Consider the following 17,605-nt stretch of genomic DNA (forward strand, 5'->3'; position numbering starts at 1 on the left):
ACTGAAAATCCGGGCATACCAACCGTTTGTCCAGTGGGTGTCCATATTCGGTTCACATGCCGTTTACTATTGTCCGGTGTTGATAGACAGTTGGTCCCAACGAGGGGACGCACCCGGACAATCTGATCGTTCGTGGTCGAGTTCTCATCGACTCCTTCTGATCGGCACAGCAGCATTGACCGCCCTGGTTCTGGGCGTGCAGGCGTTCGCGTCGTACAAGGGCTATCTCGGTCCGGTGGAAAGCCTCTTCGGTGACTACTTCCTCGTTCCCCGTTCGGCGACGATGCCGTGGGTCGGCCTCGCTCTCGCACTGGTCGGACTGAACAACAAAGAACGCATCTACGCGGTATCCGCGGCCGTCGTCATCGACGTGGTCGTCGGCGCGATCCGCTGGTTCTCGGGTGGACCGCTGACGATGGGCACCGGCGGCACCTGGGTTCTGACGGCCATCGCGGTGTACGCGGTGTGGAAGTTGTCCGGCGAGCGTCGACTCAGCGTTCTGCACGGCGTCGCTCTGGGCGCGTTGCTCATCATCGCGGCCAAGGTTGCCGAAACGTGGCTGGAGATCACCATTCTCGTCGGCACCGATGTCTGGGACGAGTACGTATTTCTCGCCGACCAGGCTCTCGGGAACCCGTCGTGGGTGATGGGTCAGATCGTCGACGCCATGGGCCCCGTCGGTGCCGCAGCGCTCGACTGGATCTACGTCGAACTACCCGTCGCAGTGATCGTGGTTGCTCTCTATCAAGTACGCAAGGGATGGCCGTCGCATCACCTGCTGCGAACGTTCCTGCTCATCGGGCTGATCGGCCCGATCTTCTACGTCCTGTTCCCGGTGGTCGGGCCGGTGTTCGCCTTCGGTCCGCGTGGTTTCGGATTCCAGATCGGTGACTACTGGCCGAACATCGTGCCCAACTTCGACTTCGCGTCGCCGTCGTCGCTGCCGTTCGACGACGCCGCACCGCGAAACTGCATGCCGAGCCTGCACACCGCGTGGGCGGTCGCGTTGTTCATCCACTCGCGCAGCGGACCGTGGTGGATTCGCAGCCTGGGATCGTTCTGGCTCGTCGCGACCCTGACCGCGACGCTCGGATTCGGCTTCCACTACGGCGTCGACCTCATTGCCGGTGCGGTCCTGTGCCTGACGCTCGATGCGGCGCTGCGGGATCCGGAGCGAGGTTGGGGTTGGTTCCGAGTGCGCCTGTTGATCGGCGGCTCGGCACTGCTCGCGGGATTGTTGCTTTCGTACCGATTCGCTGCAGTGCAGATGGCCGAGTACCCGGCGATCTTCGGGCCGCTGCTGATGGCTGTCCTGGTTCTCATGTCGGTGGCGTACTTCGCCACCTTCTTCGCCCGCCCCGGCACCGCTCTTGCAGTGTGGGGCGAGCGCGACGGTGAGTGGGATGCCGCTACAGGAGAGAGTCCGGGTCTTCCAGCTCGTTGATCTTCATGAGGTCGTCCTCTTCACGCTGTTCGCGGTAGGCGACGCGTCCGACGCTGTGCGCGATGACGGGCGCGGTCAGCAACGTGAAGATGCCGACCAGTACCAGCATCCAGATGTCGACGCTGCCACGAAGCAGGAACACCGCACCCATCAGAACCAGAACAAGTCCGACCACCTGAGGCTTGGTGGCCGCGTGCATACGACGCAGGGTGTCGGGGAAACGAACGATTCCCACCGCCGCGGTCAGCGCGAGCAGCGCACCCAGGAAGATGGAGACGGCCCCGATCGTGTCGAGGATGTTGCCGATCACTGGTCACTCACCCGGAAGCGCGCGACGGACACGGAACCGATGAAGCCGACCAGTGCCAGCGCCACGATGGCGGGAACGATGGTCGTGTCTTTGCTGTACGCAGCCCAGACCGCGAGCCCACACATCGAGACCGCGATGATCGTGTCCAGAGCGACGAGGCGGTCGAGTGAGCTCGGACCGTCGAGCAGTCGGAACGTGGTCAGTACTGCGGCGATCAGGAGAATCACTCCGGAAATGATCAAGATCGTGGTGATGAACCCGTTCATGGTTGGTCCTCCTGCCGGGGTGCATCGAATTCGTAGTCGCGCTGGTGCCAGGGGCTGGGCTGCCAGTCCGAATCACGTTCGAACGACGCGATGAACAACCGCTCGAGATCCTCCACCGAGCGGTAGAACGCACTGACGGCTTTCTGCGATCCGACGTCGAGCACATGGACGTAGACGATGCGTCGATTCTGGTCGATCTCGAGAACCATCGTGCCCGGGATCAGGTTCAGAACGTCGATGCACAGCGTGAGAACCAGGTCCGACTTGATTCCGAGTTGGTACCGCAGAACTCCGGTGACCGGCGGCGGCGACGGACGGATCGCCAGCCAGGCGACCTGGATACTCGACACGATCGCGTAGTACACGATCATCCACAGCAGACGCAGAATCGACAGCAGATGCACCCGGCCCTCGACCGGTACGCGGGGGAGGGGAAGCAGGACCATGATGATCAGGCCGACGGCGAGTCCGCAGAAGATGTTGCCGAAGCTGATGTTGCCCCACAACAGGATCCACACGACCATCAGCCACAGCAGGATCCCGACGCGGAGTACCTGTTCGCGTTTCATCGCGGAGCCTCCTCGGTGTTCGGGACAACGGTGTTCGGGACATCGGTGTTCGGGACATCGGTGTTCGGGACGGCTGCAGGGTCGTCTGCAGCGACGGGAGCTTCGTCCACCGGCACGGGTCGGTGGTTGCCGAGAACCGCGTCGATGTAGATGGACCGGTCCTGCAGATCCTTCGCCGCTCTGTCGCTGATGTCGATGATCCGGCCCGCGAACACCGTCAGCGCCAGGCCGACGATGACGAGACCGACCGTCGGGATCAGCATGAAGAGCGGAATCTTGCCGACGTCCTCGCGGTCGACGAACGCGATGTCCTCTTCGGATTCGTCGATCAACGCTGACGGGCTGACGTCGGCGAGGTCACCTTCGGGTGCGTCGGCGCGGGCTCGCCAGAATGCCTTGGTCCACACGCGGGCGACGGCGTAGAGCGTCAGCAAGCTGGTGATCGTGCCGCCGGCGACGAGGATCCAGGCCAACGCGCTGGCGTCGGACGCACCGGCTTGCAGGAGTGCGACCTTGCCGATGAAGCCCGAGAACGGCGGAATACCACCGAGGTTCAGGGCCGGGATCAGGAAGACGATCGCCAGGATCGGGCTGGCCGCAGCCAGACCGCCGAGACGGCGCAGCGACGACGACCCGGCTTGTCGTTCGATCAGACCCACGACGAGGAAGAGCGTCGTCTGCACGATGATGTGGTGGGCGACGTAGTAGATCGCGCCGGAGAGCCCGGACGTCGTGGACAGCGCGATACCGAAGATCATGTAACCGATATGGCTGACCAGTGTGAACGAGAGCAGACGCTTGATGTCGCTCTGCGCGATGGCACCCATGATGCCGACCACCATGGTGAGCAGGCCGCACACCATCAGTACATTGTCGAGTTCTCCCTGCGGGAACAGCAACGAGTGCGCGCGGATGATCGCGTACACACCGACCTTGGTGAGCAACCCCGCGAAGACGGCGGTGATCGGTGCGGGCGCGGTCGGATACGAGTCGGGTAGCCACGCCGAGAGCGGGAAGACCGCGGCCTTGATTCCGAACGCCACGAGCAGGACACCGAAGATGGCCGTTCGTGTGCCCGGCGGAATGTTGTCGAAGCGCAGGGCCATGTCGGCCATGTTGAGGGTGCCGGTCGCCGCATAGGCGAAGGCGATGCCCGCCAGGAAGATCAGCGAAGACACCATCGAGACCATCACGTACGAGATACCGGCCCGGACGCGGTCGGCGCTGGCACCGAGCGTCAGGAGCACGAAACTCGCGGCAAGCAGAACCTCGAACCCGACGTACAGGTTGAAGAGGTCACCGGCGAGGAACGCGTTGGAGATACCGGCAGTCAACGCCAGATAGGTCGGCAGGAAGATCGAGACCGGCTGGGCCTCGCTGCCGTCGCGAATACCCTGACCGATCGCGTAGATCATGACGGCGAGCAGCACCACCGACGAGACCACCAGCATCATCGCCGATAGACGGTCGACGACGAGTGTGATGCCGATGGGCGAATCCCAGCCGCCGACCTGAACAGCGGTCGTCCCGTCGCGGTCGGCGAGGTAGAGCAGCAGGCCGGACACAGCGACGACGCCGACCAGCGCGATCAGGGTGATCACACGCTGGAAGCGAGGCCGCCGACCGACGACCAGCGTCGCGGCTGCGGCCAGCATCGGGATCAGGACGGGTAGGGGCGCAAGGGCTCCCATCAGGTTGTCCGAGATGGTCATGCGCCTCCACCTCCCTCGATCTCGGTTTGGCGAGCGTCTTTACGCCGCTTCTCGGTTTCCTTCTTACGAGCCAGGTCGGTGGCCCAGTCGGGTACCGGTTCGTCCTCGAAGTCGCCGTCGTGGAGGTCGTCGTAGCATTCGATGTCCTCGAGGTTGACCAGTTGTTCGAGGGGAATAGGGTTTCCGTCCTTGTCGAATGCGTCGCCGCCGATGCTCGGGGCACCGGTGACCGGGTCGTCGGAGCGGTCGTGGTCGGGAGCGTCGGCCGGCAGGCGACGTTTGAGAACCTTGGTGTCCTCGGGATCGTCCTCGACGGCGTCGGCGGTGTTGATCTTGTAAGACCGGTACGCCAGTGCCAGAACGAAGCCGGCGATTCCCATCGTGATCACGATCGCCGTCAGGATCATGCCCTGGGCGAGCGGATCCGCTATCTCCTCGTGGACCGAATCTCGGCCGACGATGGGCGGATTCCCGTCCGATCCACCGACGGTCAGGATCAAGAGGTTGATGGCGTTGCCGAACAGGAGCAGACCCAGGAGCATCCGGGTGATGCTTCGTTCGATCAGCAGGTAGACACCGGCCGACGTGAGGACGCCGATCAGGATCAGCATTCCGATGTTTGCGCTCATGGTGCTTTCACCTCGATTTCTGCGTCGAGGCGGGCGCCGAGACTTCGGAGTACGTCCAGGACCAGGCCGACCACGATGAGGTAGACGCCCAGGTCGAAGAACAGTGCGGTGACCAGTTTGACGTGGCCGATCAGTGGGAGCGTGAACTCGAAGACGGCCGACGAGAGTGCCGGAGCTCCGAAGAACAGCGACACCAGGGCGGTACCTGCGGAGAGCGCCAGGCCGAGGCCGAGAATCTTGCCCGCGTCGATGGGTACTGCTTCACCGAGTTCGTAGCGGCCACCGGCGAGGTAACGCAGCACGAGGGCGAGGCCCGCCGTCAGGCCTCCGGCGAAACCTCCGCCGGGAGCGTTGTGACCGGAGAAGAAGAAGTAGATCGACAACACCATGATGGCCGGGAAGATCAACCTCGTGGTGACCTCGAGAACCAGTGAACGGTGCCGCGGATCGATCAGGTCTCCGCCGCGCAGCCACGTCGTATCGGAGTTGGCGGCAGCTTTGTCCACGATGACGGAGGGAGCGTCGGCGACGCGCGGCGCGATACCGAAGCGGCGGTTGCGGAACACGAGGCTGGCGACGCCGGTCGCTGCGACCAGCAGCACGGAGATCTCACCGAGCGTGTCCCATGCGCGGATGTCGACGAGTAGGACGTTGACGACGTTCTTGCCGTTGCCCAGGTCGTAGGCCGCGTCGGGAAGCAGTTCGTAGATCGGACGAGTGTTCCGGGCGTTGGTGGCGAATGCCGCGATGGTGGTGACGGTGATTCCGACGGCGACGGCGAGTGCGGCACGCGGCCACTTGAAGCCGATCGCCTTGCTTTCGTCGACTTCGGCGGGGAACTTCCGAAGTACGAGTACGAAGATCACCAGCGTCAGTGTTTCGACGAGGAACTGGGTCAGAGCCAGGTCGGGAGCACCGTGCAGCGCGAACAACACACCGCAGCCGTAGCCGGTGAGTCCGACGAGGATGACGCTCGCGAGTCGGTTGCGCATCAGCGTTGCAGCGATGGCGGCCGAGATCATCATTAGCGCGATCGTGAACTGGATCGGCGAATCCCACATCCGTAGGTCGACGCCGGCGTCCTTGGTGTCGATGATCAGCAGGAACAGCGGCACGACGACCAGCGTCGCGAGAATCGTCGACTGCGTGCGGGGGAGCGAACCACGCTGAGTGGCGCCGGTCAGGCGCATCGAGATGGTGTCCATGCCACGCAGGGTCGCGTCGTAGATACGGTCGGCGTTGCCCAGCGGCGGGTGCTCGAAGTGCAGTCGGCTGATCTGACGCTGTGCGATGTAGAGCGCGACACCGCCGGCGATGACGATGCACGTGAGCAGCAGCGGAGTGTTGAATCCGTGCCACAGTGCGAGGTGGTAATCGGCGTGCGGGCCAGGGGCCAGCGTGGTGGAGTACGGCGTCAGCAGCTTCTCGAGTTGCGGCGAGAGAATGCCGGCGGCCAGACCGAGAACGGCGAGCAAGCCGGGCGCGAACAGGAACAGCCAGCCCGGCTTGTGCATCTTGCTGACGGCCGGGCTGGGCTTGCTCAGGGTCTTGCGTCCGAAGGCGCCCCAGATGAACCGGACGCTGTAGCCGACGGTCAGGATCGAGCCCAACACGATCACCGTGACGACGGCGATGGACGACCAGTGGCCGAGCGCGTTCGTTTCGAGAACCGATTCGAGTGCGGCTTCCTTGCCGACGAATCCGAGTAGCGGTGGCAGACCGGCCATGCTGGCGGCAGCGAGGCTCGCGATGATCGCCAGAGCGGGTGCCGCCTTACCCAGGTGAGCAAGTTTGCGCAGGTCACGGGTGCCGGTGGTGTGATCGATGATGCCCACCACCATGAAGAGTGCGGCCTTGAACATCGCGTGCGCCACGACCATCGTCATGCCGGCCAGGGCGGCGTCACGCGTACCGATGCCGACCAGGACCATCATGAAGCCGAGTTGGCTGACGGTTCCGAAGGCGAGGACGAGTTTGAGGTCGTATGCGCGCATGGCTCGCCAACCGGCGAGGATCATCGACAGCAGACCCAGACTGATGATGGTGATGCGCCACGGCGGCGAATCGGCGTACCCGGGAGCCAGGCGCGCGACAAGGTAGATACCGGCCTTGACCATCGCTGCAGCGTGTAGATAGCCGCTGACGGGGGTAGGCGCGGCCATCGCACCGGGCAGCCAGAAGTGCAGGGGCACGATTGCCGATTTGGAGAGCGCGCCGATCAGGATCAAGACGATCGCGACGGACGGGAGCCACCCCGTCGGCGGGTTCGCGACCAGTTCGGAGAGGTTGTAGCTACCGCCGACCTGGCCGAGGATGATCATGCCGACCAACATCGCGAGACCACCGGCGGTGGTCACGAGCAGTGCCTGGGTCGCGGCGCGGCGACTGGTGGCGCGTTCGGCGTAATGACCGACCAGCAGGAACGACAGGACCGTCGTCAGTTCCCAGAACACGTAGAGAAGCAGCATGTTGTCGCTGGTCACGAGCCCGAACATGGCGCCGGCAAAGGCGACCATCTCGGCGGCGAAGATTCCGAGTCGAGGTTCGTCGTCGTTGAAGTAGCGGGCGCAGTAGATCAGGATCAGCGTGCCGACGCCCAGGACGAGCACGGCCATGATGGCCGAGAGCGCGTCGAATCTGAAGTCGATGTCCATCGACAGGCCGGGAACCCAGGTGATGTGCAGCGACTCGACGGTGCCCCATTTGTCGATGACCCAGCCGAGGCTGGCGAGGGGGACTATCGCGAGGGGGAAGAAGCCGTTTCGCCCTAACCTGCGCACCACAAGCGGAGCCAAGAGGGCGGCAACGGCATGGGCAAGCAAGATAGCGAGCAAAAGGCACTCCGTCGTGTTGTCAGCGGGCGGCGGGGTGTCCGAACAAAATCGAACCTATCGGAATAACGAGACAATTCACCTAGTCGGAGAGGTTGTCTTTGCGTACATATTACCGGGCGTGGCAGTTTCGATGTGCAGCGAGTCGATTCGGACATCATCGGCGCCCGCTGATACACGTAGGTTGGACGACGTGAATTCGTCTACTCCCACCACGATCATCCGTACCGCTGCCCTTGCGCACATTCGCGATCGCAAGCTGATCCAGACCCGCTCCGTGGGCAAGACCGCGTTCTACATGGCCGGCGGGAAGATCGACCCGGGCGAGACGCCCGAGCAGGCGCTGCACCGAGAAATCAGGGAGGAACTCGACGTCGATCTGGTCGACGGAACGGTCACGTTCCTCGACGTTTTCGAGGCTCATGCTTTCGGTCATTCCGCGGACACCGGCCTGCACATGAGCTGCTATCTGGCGGAGATGGCCGGAGACCCGCACCCGACAAGTGAGATCGCCGAGTTCCGCTACTTCACGCTCTCCGAATACGCGGCGATGGACGAGGTGGCGCCGGGATCGCTCAAAGTGTTCCATCGGCTGGCGTCGATGGATCTGATCGACTGATCGGCGAAGGAACGGACCGACTGATCCGGCCCAATCGCAGACTCGTGTAGGCGCAGACGGCCACGATGATCAGTGCGACGGCGTCGAGTATCAGGATGTCGGTCGAGATTTCGAACGGACCGACCGTCGTGATGCCGTTGAAAGGCTTGTTCTCGTCCAGAGGGGTGTACGCCGTCCATCCGTAGTCGAACTGCGGGTAGACGAGCAGTGCCAGTGCCGTCGGGCCGAAGATGACACCCAGTCCGACAAGGGCTCGCGAGGCTCCGGTCCGCGGTGGCTCTCGGTACATCGCGCTGGCGATCGCATACGTGACTACCGCTGCAGTGAAGGCGACAAGAAGATCGCTGATCGTGAGAACGTCACCGATCTTCGGCGACGGCGACGTGGCGTAGCTGACGATCCCGGCGACCGTCACCGTCAGGAGCAATCCGTAGCCGACGACCCGCGAGGGAGCGATCGCGCCGATTGCTGCCGCGGCGACGATGACGACTCCGATCACGACGGCGGTGGAGGCGGGGGTCTTCGACCACTCCATCGCCTCGGTTGCGGGACGGTTCGCCGACACCGCCGCCAGAGTTGCGACGGCTGCGGTACACATCAGCAGGATTCGACTGCCGTCGCCCAACACCCGCGCGCAGATCACCGTGATCACCAGCGCGACGAGCAGGAGGGGTACCGCTGCTGAGACTGTGGTGATCTCGAACCACCAATTCGCCGCGACGCCGAAGAGCGTGAGCACCGCCGCGATCGTCACGGGCCGAACGGCCATCCGTTCCTTGGGGTGGTCCTTGTCGAAGTCGTGGAACCAGAACGCGGCGACGCAGGCGGTTGCCAATGCAAGCGCGAGCAGTGTCGCTCCCACTACGGGTGGTTGAAACTGGTTTGTGTTGTCGGCGATGTAGTCCGCATATCGCCGAGGAATTGCGTCCTCGTCGAGCAAGGAATCCGAGACATGCACGGCGACAATCGTTCCCGCGACCGAAGCGGCTCGGACCCGCGGAGCGGCGGCAACCGTGACCGCGCCGACGGCGACTCCCGCACCGACGGGCGAGAGTGCCTCGAAGTTGTGATCGTAGAGCCCGGGCAGTTCGAGGAGGAGCCCACCGACGACCGTCATGGCCGCGGTCCGTAACCGGCAGCGGGCCATCATCGCGGCTGTCCCGACCGCGACCACAGCCAGAACGCCGGCGCCGATGGTCGAGATCGACCAGAAGCGATCGCCCGTCGAAATCGACGTCGACTGGCTGTTCACGAACGGTGCCAAAGCGACGACGGTGACGACGAATGCCGTCACACCACTCAGAGCGACGAGCAGCGTCCTGCGGGCGATGGGCACTGCTCCAAAATAGTCAATCCGGTACCAGTTGCACCGCAATAGCAGGTCTCAGTCCGGTGACGGTGTGTCAGTCGACTGGCTCCGGTTCGATCCGAGATTCCGCAGTATCGACAGGAGGGTGGGATCGTCGGAGGATCGCCGTGCCGCAGAAGCCGATGATCAGGGTGAACAGAACCGCCGCGCCAACGGTCTGAGCGGTGACGTAGTCGACGGTGATGCCGACGCCGCGTCCGAATAATCCTCCGTCGCCGTGAGGAGAGACCGCATCGATGTCGAGTTGGCCTTGGATGTATATCGACGTCATCATCGGTGGGAAGGAGAGTTGATCGGTGAGGATGGCGATCGACGAGAAGGTCATCGCGGCAAAGGGAATCGCGAGTCCGAGCGTGCCGTCGACCAGGCTGCCGGGAGCCAGGGAACCGAACAGCAATCCGGCAGCGAGGCCCAGTGCGGCGATCTTCAGTGCGATTGACCATGTTCCGTGCGCGGAATCGAAGGGCAGTAGTTCCGACAGCGGAACCGCAACCAGGACGACGATGGCCACGAGCCGAGGAACTCGCTTGTGCAGTCGCAATCCGACGGCGACCGGCAGGGCCGCGAAGAGCACCATCACCCAGGGGGACTTCAGCTGACCCCAGTGACCGGATCCCTTCGCGATGTCGACGAACAACGGAGCGGACGCAGCGGCCAGTGCGGTTGCCGCCCAGAGGAACTTGCCACCAGCACCGGAGGTGTCGCCGAGACGGTACGCAGCGATCCACGTCAACGCGAGCGCAGCGCCTGCCGCCAAAACCATGACGAACCAGGCGGTTGCCTCGGATGCGTACTGCTGGCGGTCGACCACGGCGCCGATCACGCGATGCCCGATTGCCAGCGCTGCGATCACCACCAATGCGATGCGAATTTCGCCCGTGTCGGGTTTCCGGATCCGGAAGCCGGCCTGTGCGGTGACTGCGCAGGCGACCGCTGCTGCGGCTGCGGCACCGATCAGCCACCACGACGGCTCACCCACCGAAGACGTACTCATCCGGCCTGTTCCACCGGCGAAGGTGCGAACCGCCAGGAAGGTGGCAAGCACACCGAGGAGTACGGCGTTCTTCGTGGCAGTGCGATCCCAACTGACGGCAACTGCGCAACCCAGAATCGCCCCGGCTGCAACACTTTTGACGATGATCAAGGCAATCAGCAGGTCCAGCGACGCGACCTCGGGTACGACTGCCCGAACGATCGCGATGACGGCTACGCCGACGGCGATCGCGATCCAGGCTGCCCGACGGGAACCGCGACGCTGAGAGAGGGCGCACGCGAGCACGGCAACCACGGCGCCGAGTCCGACGGCAGTCGGTCCACTGCTGATCCAACGATCCACTTCCGACGGGGAGGCCACGATGGCCCAGTCGCGAAGAACGGGATTGGTCAGGGCCAGCGCCGCGAGTATCCCGGACAGGAGTGCGGTGACGGTGGTGAGGATCGCTCGAAGATCGAGTGGCATCGGGCCAACCTATCGCGGCGCCGCAACATCGGTTGTGGGCGGCGTGAGTGCCGGAAACCAGATGTCGGTGAGAACGTCTGCTGCGACGTCCGCACCCGCGGTGATCGCGCCCTGCTCGGCCCAGCGAATGAAGAAGCGCTCGACTTGTGTGAGCAGGAGCTCTACCCGGAGTTTCGCCTCGTCGTGTCGATTCTGCGGCCACCGGGCGAGGTACGACGGCATCGCGTTGGGCAGCGCGGAGATGCCTTCACGTGCCAGTGTCCGGAATTCGGGTTCGAGGACCATGGCCTCGTCCCACGCCCGCATCATGTGGTGGTGATCGCGGCACCAGTCGAGAGCGCGGTTGATCCAGCCGGCGAATTCTTCGCGCGAACCGGAATCGAGTACGTGGTCGAGATCCTGGAATATCGCGAGCGTGCTGGATACGACGGTGTTCGAACCGAGTGCCTTGAGAATGTCGATCTTGCCGGGAAAGTGCAGATAGAAGGTGGCTCGGCTGCAACCGACCCGGCCGGCGATGTCCTCGACGGTGACAGCCGCGTATCCGCGTTCGGTGAAGAGCGCGCCGGCGGCATCCACGAGGTCTGCGCGGGTTCGCTGCTTCTGCTTCTCTCGCAGCGTCAGTCTGCCGGAGGTATCTGTCATTACCGGGATCCTAGTGCCGCGGGGGCTCTTGCGGGACGGTTGCACGAGACTGGCCGTCTTTCACTTGACAGGCCGTTAGTGAAAGCTACTCTGCGGTGTAGCGCACAATCGACCGATCAGAGGACGCCATGACCATTTCGGACACAACACGCACACCTGACCTGCCGGCCGGATTCGACGTCACCGATCCTGCTGTCCTCGGGGAGCGGATCCCTTTCGAGGAGTTCGCCGAACTGCGTCGCAACGCACCCGTGTGGTGGTGTGAGCAGCCGCCGACGGTCGGCGGATTCCAGGACGAGGGCTACTGGGTGGTCTCGCGTCACGCTGACGTCAAAGAGGTCAGCCAGCGCAGTGATGTGTTCTCGAGCTGGGAGAACACCGCGATCGCGCGTTTCGCCGACGACATGCCTCGCGAGGCCGTCGAGATGCTCCGCCATCTTCTGCTCAACAAGGATGCGCCGGAGCACACCAAGCTCCGCAAGCTGATTTCCAAGCTGTTCACGCCGCGCGCGATCAACGGCATGCGCGACGAGTTGGATCGTCGTGCACGGAGCATCGTCGACACCGCTGTGAGCGAAGGTCCGGGCGACTTCGTGAAGCAGGTTGCCAGCGAGCTGCCGCTCCAGGCGATCGCGGATCTGATCGGTGTACCGCAGGACGATCGGGACAAGCTGTTCAAGTGGTCCAACGAGATGATGGGCTACGACGACCCGGAATACCAAGGTGATCCGGCAGTCGCGTCCACCGAGGTCCTCGGATACGCGTACCAAATGGCAGACGCGCGTCGTACCTGCCCGGCAGATGACATCGTCACCACACTGGTCCAGGCCGACATCGACGGCGACGCTTTGAGCCCGGAAGAGTTCGGGTTCTTCGTGCTCATCCTGGCGGTCGCAGGGAACGAGACCACCCGCAACGCCATCACGCACGGAATGATCGCGTTCCTGGACAACCCTGAGCAGTGGGAGCTGTACAAGAAGGAACGTCCCAAGACGACGGCCGACGAGATCGTCCGTTGGGCGACACCGGTCACCGCGTTCCAGCGCACCGCGCTCGAGGACACGGAATTGGCAGGAGTGTCGATCAAGAAGGGTCAGCGAGTGGTGATGCTGTACAGCTCCGCGAACTTCGACGAGGACGTGTTCGAGAACCCGATGACGTTCGACATCACTCGTAACCCCAATCCGCACTTGGGCTTCGGTGGAACGGGCGCGCACTTCTGCATCGGTGCCAACCTCGCTCGCATGGAGATCGACTTGATGTTCAACGCGATTGCCGACAACGTCCCGGACATCACCAAGATCGGTGATCCGCGCCGTCTGCGCTCGGGTTGGATCAACGGCATCAAGGAGTTCCAGGTCGATTACAAGAGCACAGGCTGCCCGGTCGCTCACTAGAGTCGGTAGGTGAGAGGTACCACCCCACGATCTCGAGGAGCCACCGCATGACTTCGATCAACGACAAGGCAACTGCTCTACTGGCGTTGCACCAGCCAGGCAACCCGGTCATTCTCCCGACGGTGTGGGACGCGTGGTCGGCGAATCTTGCGGTGGCTGCCGGTTTTGCAGCCCTGACGGTGGGCAGCCACCCGGTTTCCGATTCCATCGGTAAGCCGGACAACGAGGGCATTACTTTCGACGAACTTCTACACCGGATCAAGCAGATCACCGGTGCGGTCGACGCCCCGATCTCGGTGGACATCGAGGGTGGTTACGGGCTCGAGCCGGCAGTTCTCATCGACGGGTTGATCGATGCCGGCGCTGTCGGACTCAACATCGAGGACACCGTCCACAGTGAAGGCGGACGCTTGCGTGAGGCGCAGGAGCACGCCGACTTCGTGGGTGGGCTTCGTCAGGCCGCCGACGCCGCCGGAGTTCACGTCGTCGTCAACGCACGCACCGACCTGTTCGTGAAGCAGGTCGGAGACGAGTCCGATCGCGTCGATCGCGCCATCGCACGCCTGAAGTTGGCAGCCGACGCCGGTGCCGACGTTCTTTACCCCGTCGGGCGGCATGACGACGCGACCCAGCGCCGCCTGACGTCCGAACTTCCACTTCCGATCAATGCGATCGGAATTCCGGACCAGGATGACCCGGCAAGTTTCGGGCCGCTCGGAGTGGCGCGTGTGAGCTTCGGTCCGTTCTTCCAGATGGCCTTGGCCAACCGTGCGAGCGAGATCTTGGGACGCTGGAAGTAAGAATGCAGACACTGATGTCGCCCGGCCCGCTTCTCGACGATCGCGGACATTTGGTCGAGACGGGTTGGGCCCCATCGGAAATTCGCAAGTATCGACGCTCTGCGATCACCGCTCCCAAGTTCCGGATCAAGGAGTGGGACTACTACTGCGTTCTCACTGCGGATTACGGCATCGCGTTGACCGTCGCCGACAACGGGTACATGGGCTTGCTCGGAGTCTCCTGGCTCGATTTCCGAACACCACACGAGATCACCGAAAACGTGATGCTGCCGTTCCCGATGGGAAGGCTCGGTCTGCCCGAAAGCGCGGACGACGGTGATGTGGTGGTGTCGAAAGGTAAAGCTCGCTTCGAGTTTCGCCATGTGGACGGTGGGCGCCACTTGATTGTCGACTACCCGGCTTTCGACGGTGGGCGAGGTCTTCGTGCCGATTTGTTCCTGGCGAGTCCTGCCGATGACCGGATGGTGATCGCCACACCGTTTCCGAAGGCGTCCCGATCGTTTTACTACAACCAGAAGATCAACTGCCTGCCCGCTGCCGGGACCGTGCGAATTGGGATCGACGACTTCACATTTCGCTCGGAAGACTCATTCGGCGTTCTCGATTGGGGCAGGGGAGTCTGGACTTACGACAACACCTGGTTCTGGGGTTCTGCATCCGGACTGGTGAACGGCGAGCGGTTCGGATTCAACATCGGGTACGGCTTCGGGGATACCGGGGCAGCCAGCGAGAACATCGTGTTTGTCGGAGGACGGGCGCACAAACTGGACAGGATCGACTTCGATATCCCGCAGGGAACGTACGACGGCGCTCCGTGGAACTTCTCGAGCAACGACGGTCGCTTCGAGTTGACTTTCGAGCCGATCATCGATCGTGCCGCGGCTTTCGACGTCGGGGTGCTGCGTTCGATTCAGCATCAGGTATTCGGAAAGTTCTCCGGCACAGTGATCCTCGACGACGGTATCTCCGTGGTGCTTCGAGATCTCCTCGGATTTGCCGAGGAGGTTCGGAACCGCTGGTAAGGCTTACGTCTCCGCGAAGGCGCCAGAACACAGCACGAGCACCGAGGCATGGAGGTGCCTCGGTGCTCACGTCTTCAGTTGTCGCGGTTCACGCCGCTGTGGGTGGGCTGTTCCCGCCGATCGGCTGCTGATACGGATCAACAGACATCGGCGGGTAGAACACCGTTTTGCGATCCGGCCCGATCTCCACCCGCCATTCGGTGTGGTGCAGTGTCCGGTGGTGATGACCGCACAACAAGATCAGATTGTCGAGATCTGTTGGGCCACCATCGTTCCAGTGAACAATATGATGAGCATCGCACCACCCCGACGGAGTCCCGCACCCCGGAAACGCACACCCACCATCCCGAACCGCCAACGCCCGCCGCTGCGGCACCGTCGCCGTTCTCGCTTCCTTACCGCAGTCGAGCGGAACACCATTCGCATCCAACAAGATCCGCGTCACGGTGCAGTCGCACGCCAACATCCGCGCAGTATCGATACTGATCGGGCCCACCCAATCCGCCCACGCGAACCCCAACTCCTCAGTGGACGGCAGGAGGTCTTTCAGAACTTTAAGGTCTGTCATATCTTTTGCCGACGCAGTCACCGTGATGTGCGGTTTCACCCCGCCTTCGATCGGACCCAACCCCGCCCGCTCGTACCGCCGCAACAATTCGCAGAACCCGTCCGCACGCCGCAGCGCCGGAGTACGGGTGTCCTTGACCCCGTCCTTCTCCGGCGTCGGCGCAGACAGGCTCGACAACAACGTGATCAGACGCGCCCCGTTCACAGCATCCAAGTCACCCTTCACCGACACGCGCCCGTACAAGCCTTTCGAGGCGTAGAACTCGTTACGCTCCGAATCCTCGCCGACCGGAACGCCGTCCTCGCGCTTGCCGTACTGCTTCTCGATCCGCCGGATCGCCGCCCGCACCGCATCGCAATCCACGATGTTCTTCGACGCCAACCCCAACAAGATCCCGCGGGCCTTGTCGACATCCGCCGGCGTCATGTTCTTCGGTGGATGCTGACAAAACGACGCCACCTGACGGGCTTTCAACGCATCAACGTCACCGCGGTGAAACGCATCGCCCACCACGGGTTCGAGCATCAGCAACCGCGCCAACCCGACCAGCAGGCTGCATTCGCCGATCTCCAGATTCGTCGACCCGTGCAACCACTGTGCGATCGCCCGAAAACCCTTCCCGCCGAGAACGTCCCGGGAAAACATTTCGACGATCAGCAACACCATCCGCGACTGCAACTCGTGCCGGGCGCGCACCAGATCCAGAACCTCACTCTTGAGGCCCTCACCATCCAGCTGCCACGCTTCCCGACTGTCCATGCCCAAATTCTAATCGAACAAAGTTTCGAATACAAGACTTGTATCTCGAAAACTGTTCCTATGCAATAATTTTCGACAATTCCGATTTTTGGGACTTTTCGGATCTTCATTCGATGTGCGGCAGTCACGGCGAAGGAGGTCTGGATGTGTCGCGGTCGGTGATGCGGACGGACATTGTCGGCACTGTGCGACTGTTGTCTTCTTCATGACTTCTTGATTGCCGGAATGTGCGGGAGTGGTTTGCTCATGTCATGCAGATTCGGAAGTTGCACATAGAGGAACCAGACATCGATGTTGCGTTGGTGCGGCGATTGCTCTCGAGTCAGATGCCACAGTGGGCCAATCTGCCGTTGCGCTTAGTGGAGTCGATCGGCACCGACAACGTCATGATCAGATTAGGCGATTTGCTGGTAATCCGTATGCCCCGCACCCCAGGTGCGGCAGAGGGAATCACAAAGGAGCAACAGTTGGTGCCACATCTGGCCCCGTACCTACCGGTCCCCGTGCCCGTTCCAGTAGGAGTGGGTGAGGCGGCCTTCGGATACCCGTGGCAATGGTCGGTGCACCCGTGGGTGCCAGGGCGAAACCCTGTGCCCGGCATGGTCGATGACCACCTGGCCATCCAACTCGCAGACTTCGTCAACAGTCTACGTCGCATCGACACTCTCGGATTGCGCTCACAGGGGTCGCTGCATTCCTACCGGGCCGACCCGATTGAGCGACGAGATTCAGCGACTCGGGCGAGTATTGCAGCCTGTGGCGACCTGCTGAACGGAGCGCTGACGGAGGTGGCGTGGGAAAAGGCGCGCCACGTCATCGACTACGCAGGCCCAGCGGTGTGGATGCACTCGGATCTGCACCCGGGAAACATCCTGGTGAGCAACCGCAGCCTTTCGGCCGTGATCGATTGGGGTGGGCTCGCTCTCGGAGACCCGGCAATCGACTGCCTGATTGCATGGACTCTGCTGACGCCGAGCACTCGGCATACATTCCGGCTTCGTGTTGACGTGGACGACGACACTTGGACGCGTGGCCGCGCATGGGCTCTGTCGATTGCATTGGTTGCCTTGCCGTACTACCGCGACACGAACGAGCAGATCACGACCTGGGCGAAACATGCGATTGCCCAGGTCATTGACGACATCCACTCCGAACTCTGAGACCACCCAGCGCCGTTTCCGTTCTCGCAACGATCCTTGGAACTCG

At 62.9% G+C, this 17,605-nt stretch carries 16 protein-coding genes; 6 read left to right on the plus strand and 10 right to left on the minus strand.

Annotated elements, in window-relative coordinates; translation table 11 throughout:
• Window positions 1-76: 76 nt before the first annotated feature.
• On the plus strand, window positions 77-1,444 hold the full coding sequence (locus V3587_RS13660; protein ID WP_095970458.1) for a phosphatase PAP2 family protein: 1,368 nt from the start codon (window positions 77-79) through the stop codon (window positions 1,442-1,444).
• On the opposite strand, the gene mnhG is transcribed toward V3587_RS13660, so the two are convergent.
• From mnhG to V3587_RS13690, 6 genes are read right to left on the minus strand one after another with little or no spacing between them, the layout of a single operon-like run.
• Window positions 1,410-1,754: a monovalent cation/H(+) antiporter subunit G gene (gene mnhG / locus V3587_RS13665; protein ID WP_372581417.1), complete on the minus strand. Its 345-nt coding sequence runs from the start codon at window positions 1,752-1,754 to the stop codon at window positions 1,410-1,412. The genes V3587_RS13660 and mnhG overlap by 35 nt on opposite strands.
• Window positions 1,751-2,020: a monovalent cation/H+ antiporter complex subunit F gene (locus tag V3587_RS13670; protein ID WP_003945061.1), complete on the minus strand. Its 270-nt coding sequence runs from the start codon at window positions 2,018-2,020 to the stop codon at window positions 1,751-1,753. The genes mnhG and V3587_RS13670 overlap by 4 nt, the downstream gene beginning before the upstream one ends.
• Window positions 2,017-2,589: a Na+/H+ antiporter subunit E gene (locus V3587_RS13675; RefSeq protein WP_283376793.1), complete on the minus strand. Its 573-nt coding sequence runs from the start codon at window positions 2,587-2,589 to the stop codon at window positions 2,017-2,019. Before V3587_RS13675 ends, V3587_RS13670 begins: the two co-directional genes overlap by 4 nt.
• Window positions 2,586-4,301 (minus strand): Na+/H+ antiporter subunit D, encoded by a 1,716-nt coding sequence (locus tag V3587_RS13680; RefSeq protein ID WP_283376792.1) that lies wholly within the window; start codon window positions 4,299-4,301, stop codon window positions 2,586-2,588. The genes V3587_RS13675 and V3587_RS13680 overlap by 4 nt, the downstream gene beginning before the upstream one ends.
• Window positions 4,298-4,930, minus strand: a complete 633-nt coding sequence (locus V3587_RS13685; RefSeq protein ID WP_095970455.1) for a Na(+)/H(+) antiporter subunit C — start codon at window positions 4,928-4,930, stop codon at window positions 4,298-4,300. The genes V3587_RS13680 and V3587_RS13685 overlap by 4 nt, the downstream gene beginning before the upstream one ends.
• Complete coding sequence (locus tag V3587_RS13690) at window positions 4,927-7,764, minus strand: Na+/H+ antiporter subunit A (RefSeq protein WP_095970454.1); 2,838 nt, start codon at window positions 7,762-7,764, stop codon at window positions 4,927-4,929. Before V3587_RS13690 ends, V3587_RS13685 begins: the two co-directional genes overlap by 4 nt.
• A 190-nt stretch (window positions 7,765-7,954) precedes the next feature.
• Between V3587_RS13690 and V3587_RS13695 the strand changes: the two genes are divergently transcribed.
• Window positions 7,955-8,380, plus strand: coding sequence for an NUDIX hydrolase (locus tag V3587_RS13695; protein ID WP_095970494.1), 426 nt, complete (start codon window positions 7,955-7,957; stop codon window positions 8,378-8,380).
• Here the strand turns inward: V3587_RS13695 and V3587_RS13700 are convergent.
• From V3587_RS13700 to V3587_RS13710, 3 genes are all read right to left on the minus strand, one after another.
• Complete coding sequence (locus V3587_RS13700; protein WP_283376791.1) at window positions 8,337-9,716, minus strand: hypothetical protein; 1,380 nt, start codon at window positions 9,714-9,716, stop codon at window positions 8,337-8,339. The genes V3587_RS13695 and V3587_RS13700 overlap by 44 nt on opposite strands.
• 67 nt (window positions 9,717-9,783) lie before the next feature.
• Window positions 9,784-11,208: a hypothetical protein gene (locus tag V3587_RS13705; RefSeq protein WP_283376790.1), complete on the minus strand. Its 1,425-nt coding sequence runs from the start codon at window positions 11,206-11,208 to the stop codon at window positions 9,784-9,786.
• 9 nt (window positions 11,209-11,217) lie between these two features.
• Entirely contained in the window at window positions 11,218-11,853 is a 636-nt protein-coding gene (locus tag V3587_RS13710) for a TetR/AcrR family transcriptional regulator (RefSeq protein WP_003945046.1), read from the minus strand.
• A 128-nt stretch (window positions 11,854-11,981) separates the two neighbouring features.
• Between V3587_RS13710 and V3587_RS13715 the strand changes: the two genes are divergently transcribed.
• Genes V3587_RS13715 through V3587_RS13725 form a run of 3 tightly spaced genes read left to right on the plus strand, consistent with a single transcriptional unit; the run spans window position 11,982 to window position 15,072 of the window.
• Entirely contained in the window at window positions 11,982-13,250 is a 1,269-nt protein-coding gene (locus V3587_RS13715; protein WP_095970450.1) for a cytochrome P450, read from the plus strand.
• A 47-nt stretch (window positions 13,251-13,297) separates the two neighbouring features.
• Window positions 13,298-14,050, plus strand: a complete 753-nt coding sequence (locus tag V3587_RS13720; protein WP_095970449.1) for an isocitrate lyase/PEP mutase family protein — start codon at window positions 13,298-13,300, stop codon at window positions 14,048-14,050.
• A 2-nt stretch (window positions 14,051-14,052) separates the two neighbouring features.
• Window positions 14,053-15,072, plus strand: coding sequence for a DUF2804 domain-containing protein (locus tag V3587_RS13725; RefSeq protein ID WP_095970448.1), 1,020 nt, complete (start codon window positions 14,053-14,055; stop codon window positions 15,070-15,072).
• Between the two features lie 88 nt (window positions 15,073-15,160).
• Here the strand turns inward: V3587_RS13725 and V3587_RS13730 are convergent, their stop codons facing one another.
• On the minus strand, window positions 15,161-16,399 hold the full coding sequence (locus V3587_RS13730) for an HNH endonuclease signature motif containing protein (RefSeq protein ID WP_283376789.1): 1,239 nt from the start codon (window positions 16,397-16,399) through the stop codon (window positions 15,161-15,163).
• 251 nt (window positions 16,400-16,650) lie between these two features.
• On the opposite strand from V3587_RS13730, the gene V3587_RS13735 reads away from it, so the two are divergent.
• The gene (locus V3587_RS13735; protein ID WP_095970446.1) at window positions 16,651-17,559 is read left to right on the plus strand and encodes an aminoglycoside phosphotransferase family protein; all 909 of its coding nucleotides are present in this window, start codon (window positions 16,651-16,653) and stop codon (window positions 17,557-17,559) included.
• Window positions 17,560-17,605 lie beyond the last annotated feature (46 nt).

This window comes from Rhodococcus sp. IEGM 1306, assembly GCF_036541985.1.
Classification (GTDB): Bacteria; Actinomycetota; Actinomycetes; order Mycobacteriales; family Mycobacteriaceae; genus Rhodococcus_F; species Rhodococcus_F qingshengii.

Coding starts and splice junctions, on each gene's coding strand:
- V3587_RS13670 (WP_003945061.1), bottom strand. CDS start 2,020: ATGAACGGGTTCATCACCACGATCTTGATCATTTCCGGAGTGATTCTC.
- V3587_RS13675 (WP_283376793.1), bottom strand. CDS start 2,589: ATGAAACGCGAACAGGTACTCCGCGTCGGGATCCTGCTGTGGCTGATG.
- V3587_RS13680 (WP_283376792.1), bottom strand. CDS start 4,301: ATGACCATCTCGGACAACCTGATGGGAGCCCTTGCGCCCCTACCCGTC.
- V3587_RS13685 (WP_095970455.1), bottom strand. CDS start 4,930: ATGAGCGCAAACATCGGAATGCTGATCCTGATCGGCGTCCTCACGTCG.
- V3587_RS13705 (WP_283376790.1), bottom strand. CDS start 11,208: ATGCCACTCGATCTTCGAGCGATCCTCACCACCGTCACCGCACTCCTG.
- V3587_RS13710 (WP_003945046.1), bottom strand. CDS start 11,853: ATGACAGATACCTCCGGCAGACTGACGCTGCGAGAGAAGCAGAAGCAG.
- V3587_RS13715 (WP_095970450.1), top strand. CDS start 11,982: ATGACCATTTCGGACACAACACGCACACCTGACCTGCCGGCCGGATTC.
- V3587_RS13720 (WP_095970449.1), top strand. CDS start 13,298: ATGACTTCGATCAACGACAAGGCAACTGCTCTACTGGCGTTGCACCAG.
- V3587_RS13725 (WP_095970448.1), top strand. CDS start 14,053: ATGCAGACACTGATGTCGCCCGGCCCGCTTCTCGACGATCGCGGACAT.
- V3587_RS13730 (WP_283376789.1), bottom strand. CDS start 16,399: ATGGACAGTCGGGAAGCGTGGCAGCTGGATGGTGAGGGCCTCAAGAGT.
- V3587_RS13735 (WP_095970446.1), top strand. CDS start 16,651: ATGCAGATTCGGAAGTTGCACATAGAGGAACCAGACATCGATGTTGCG.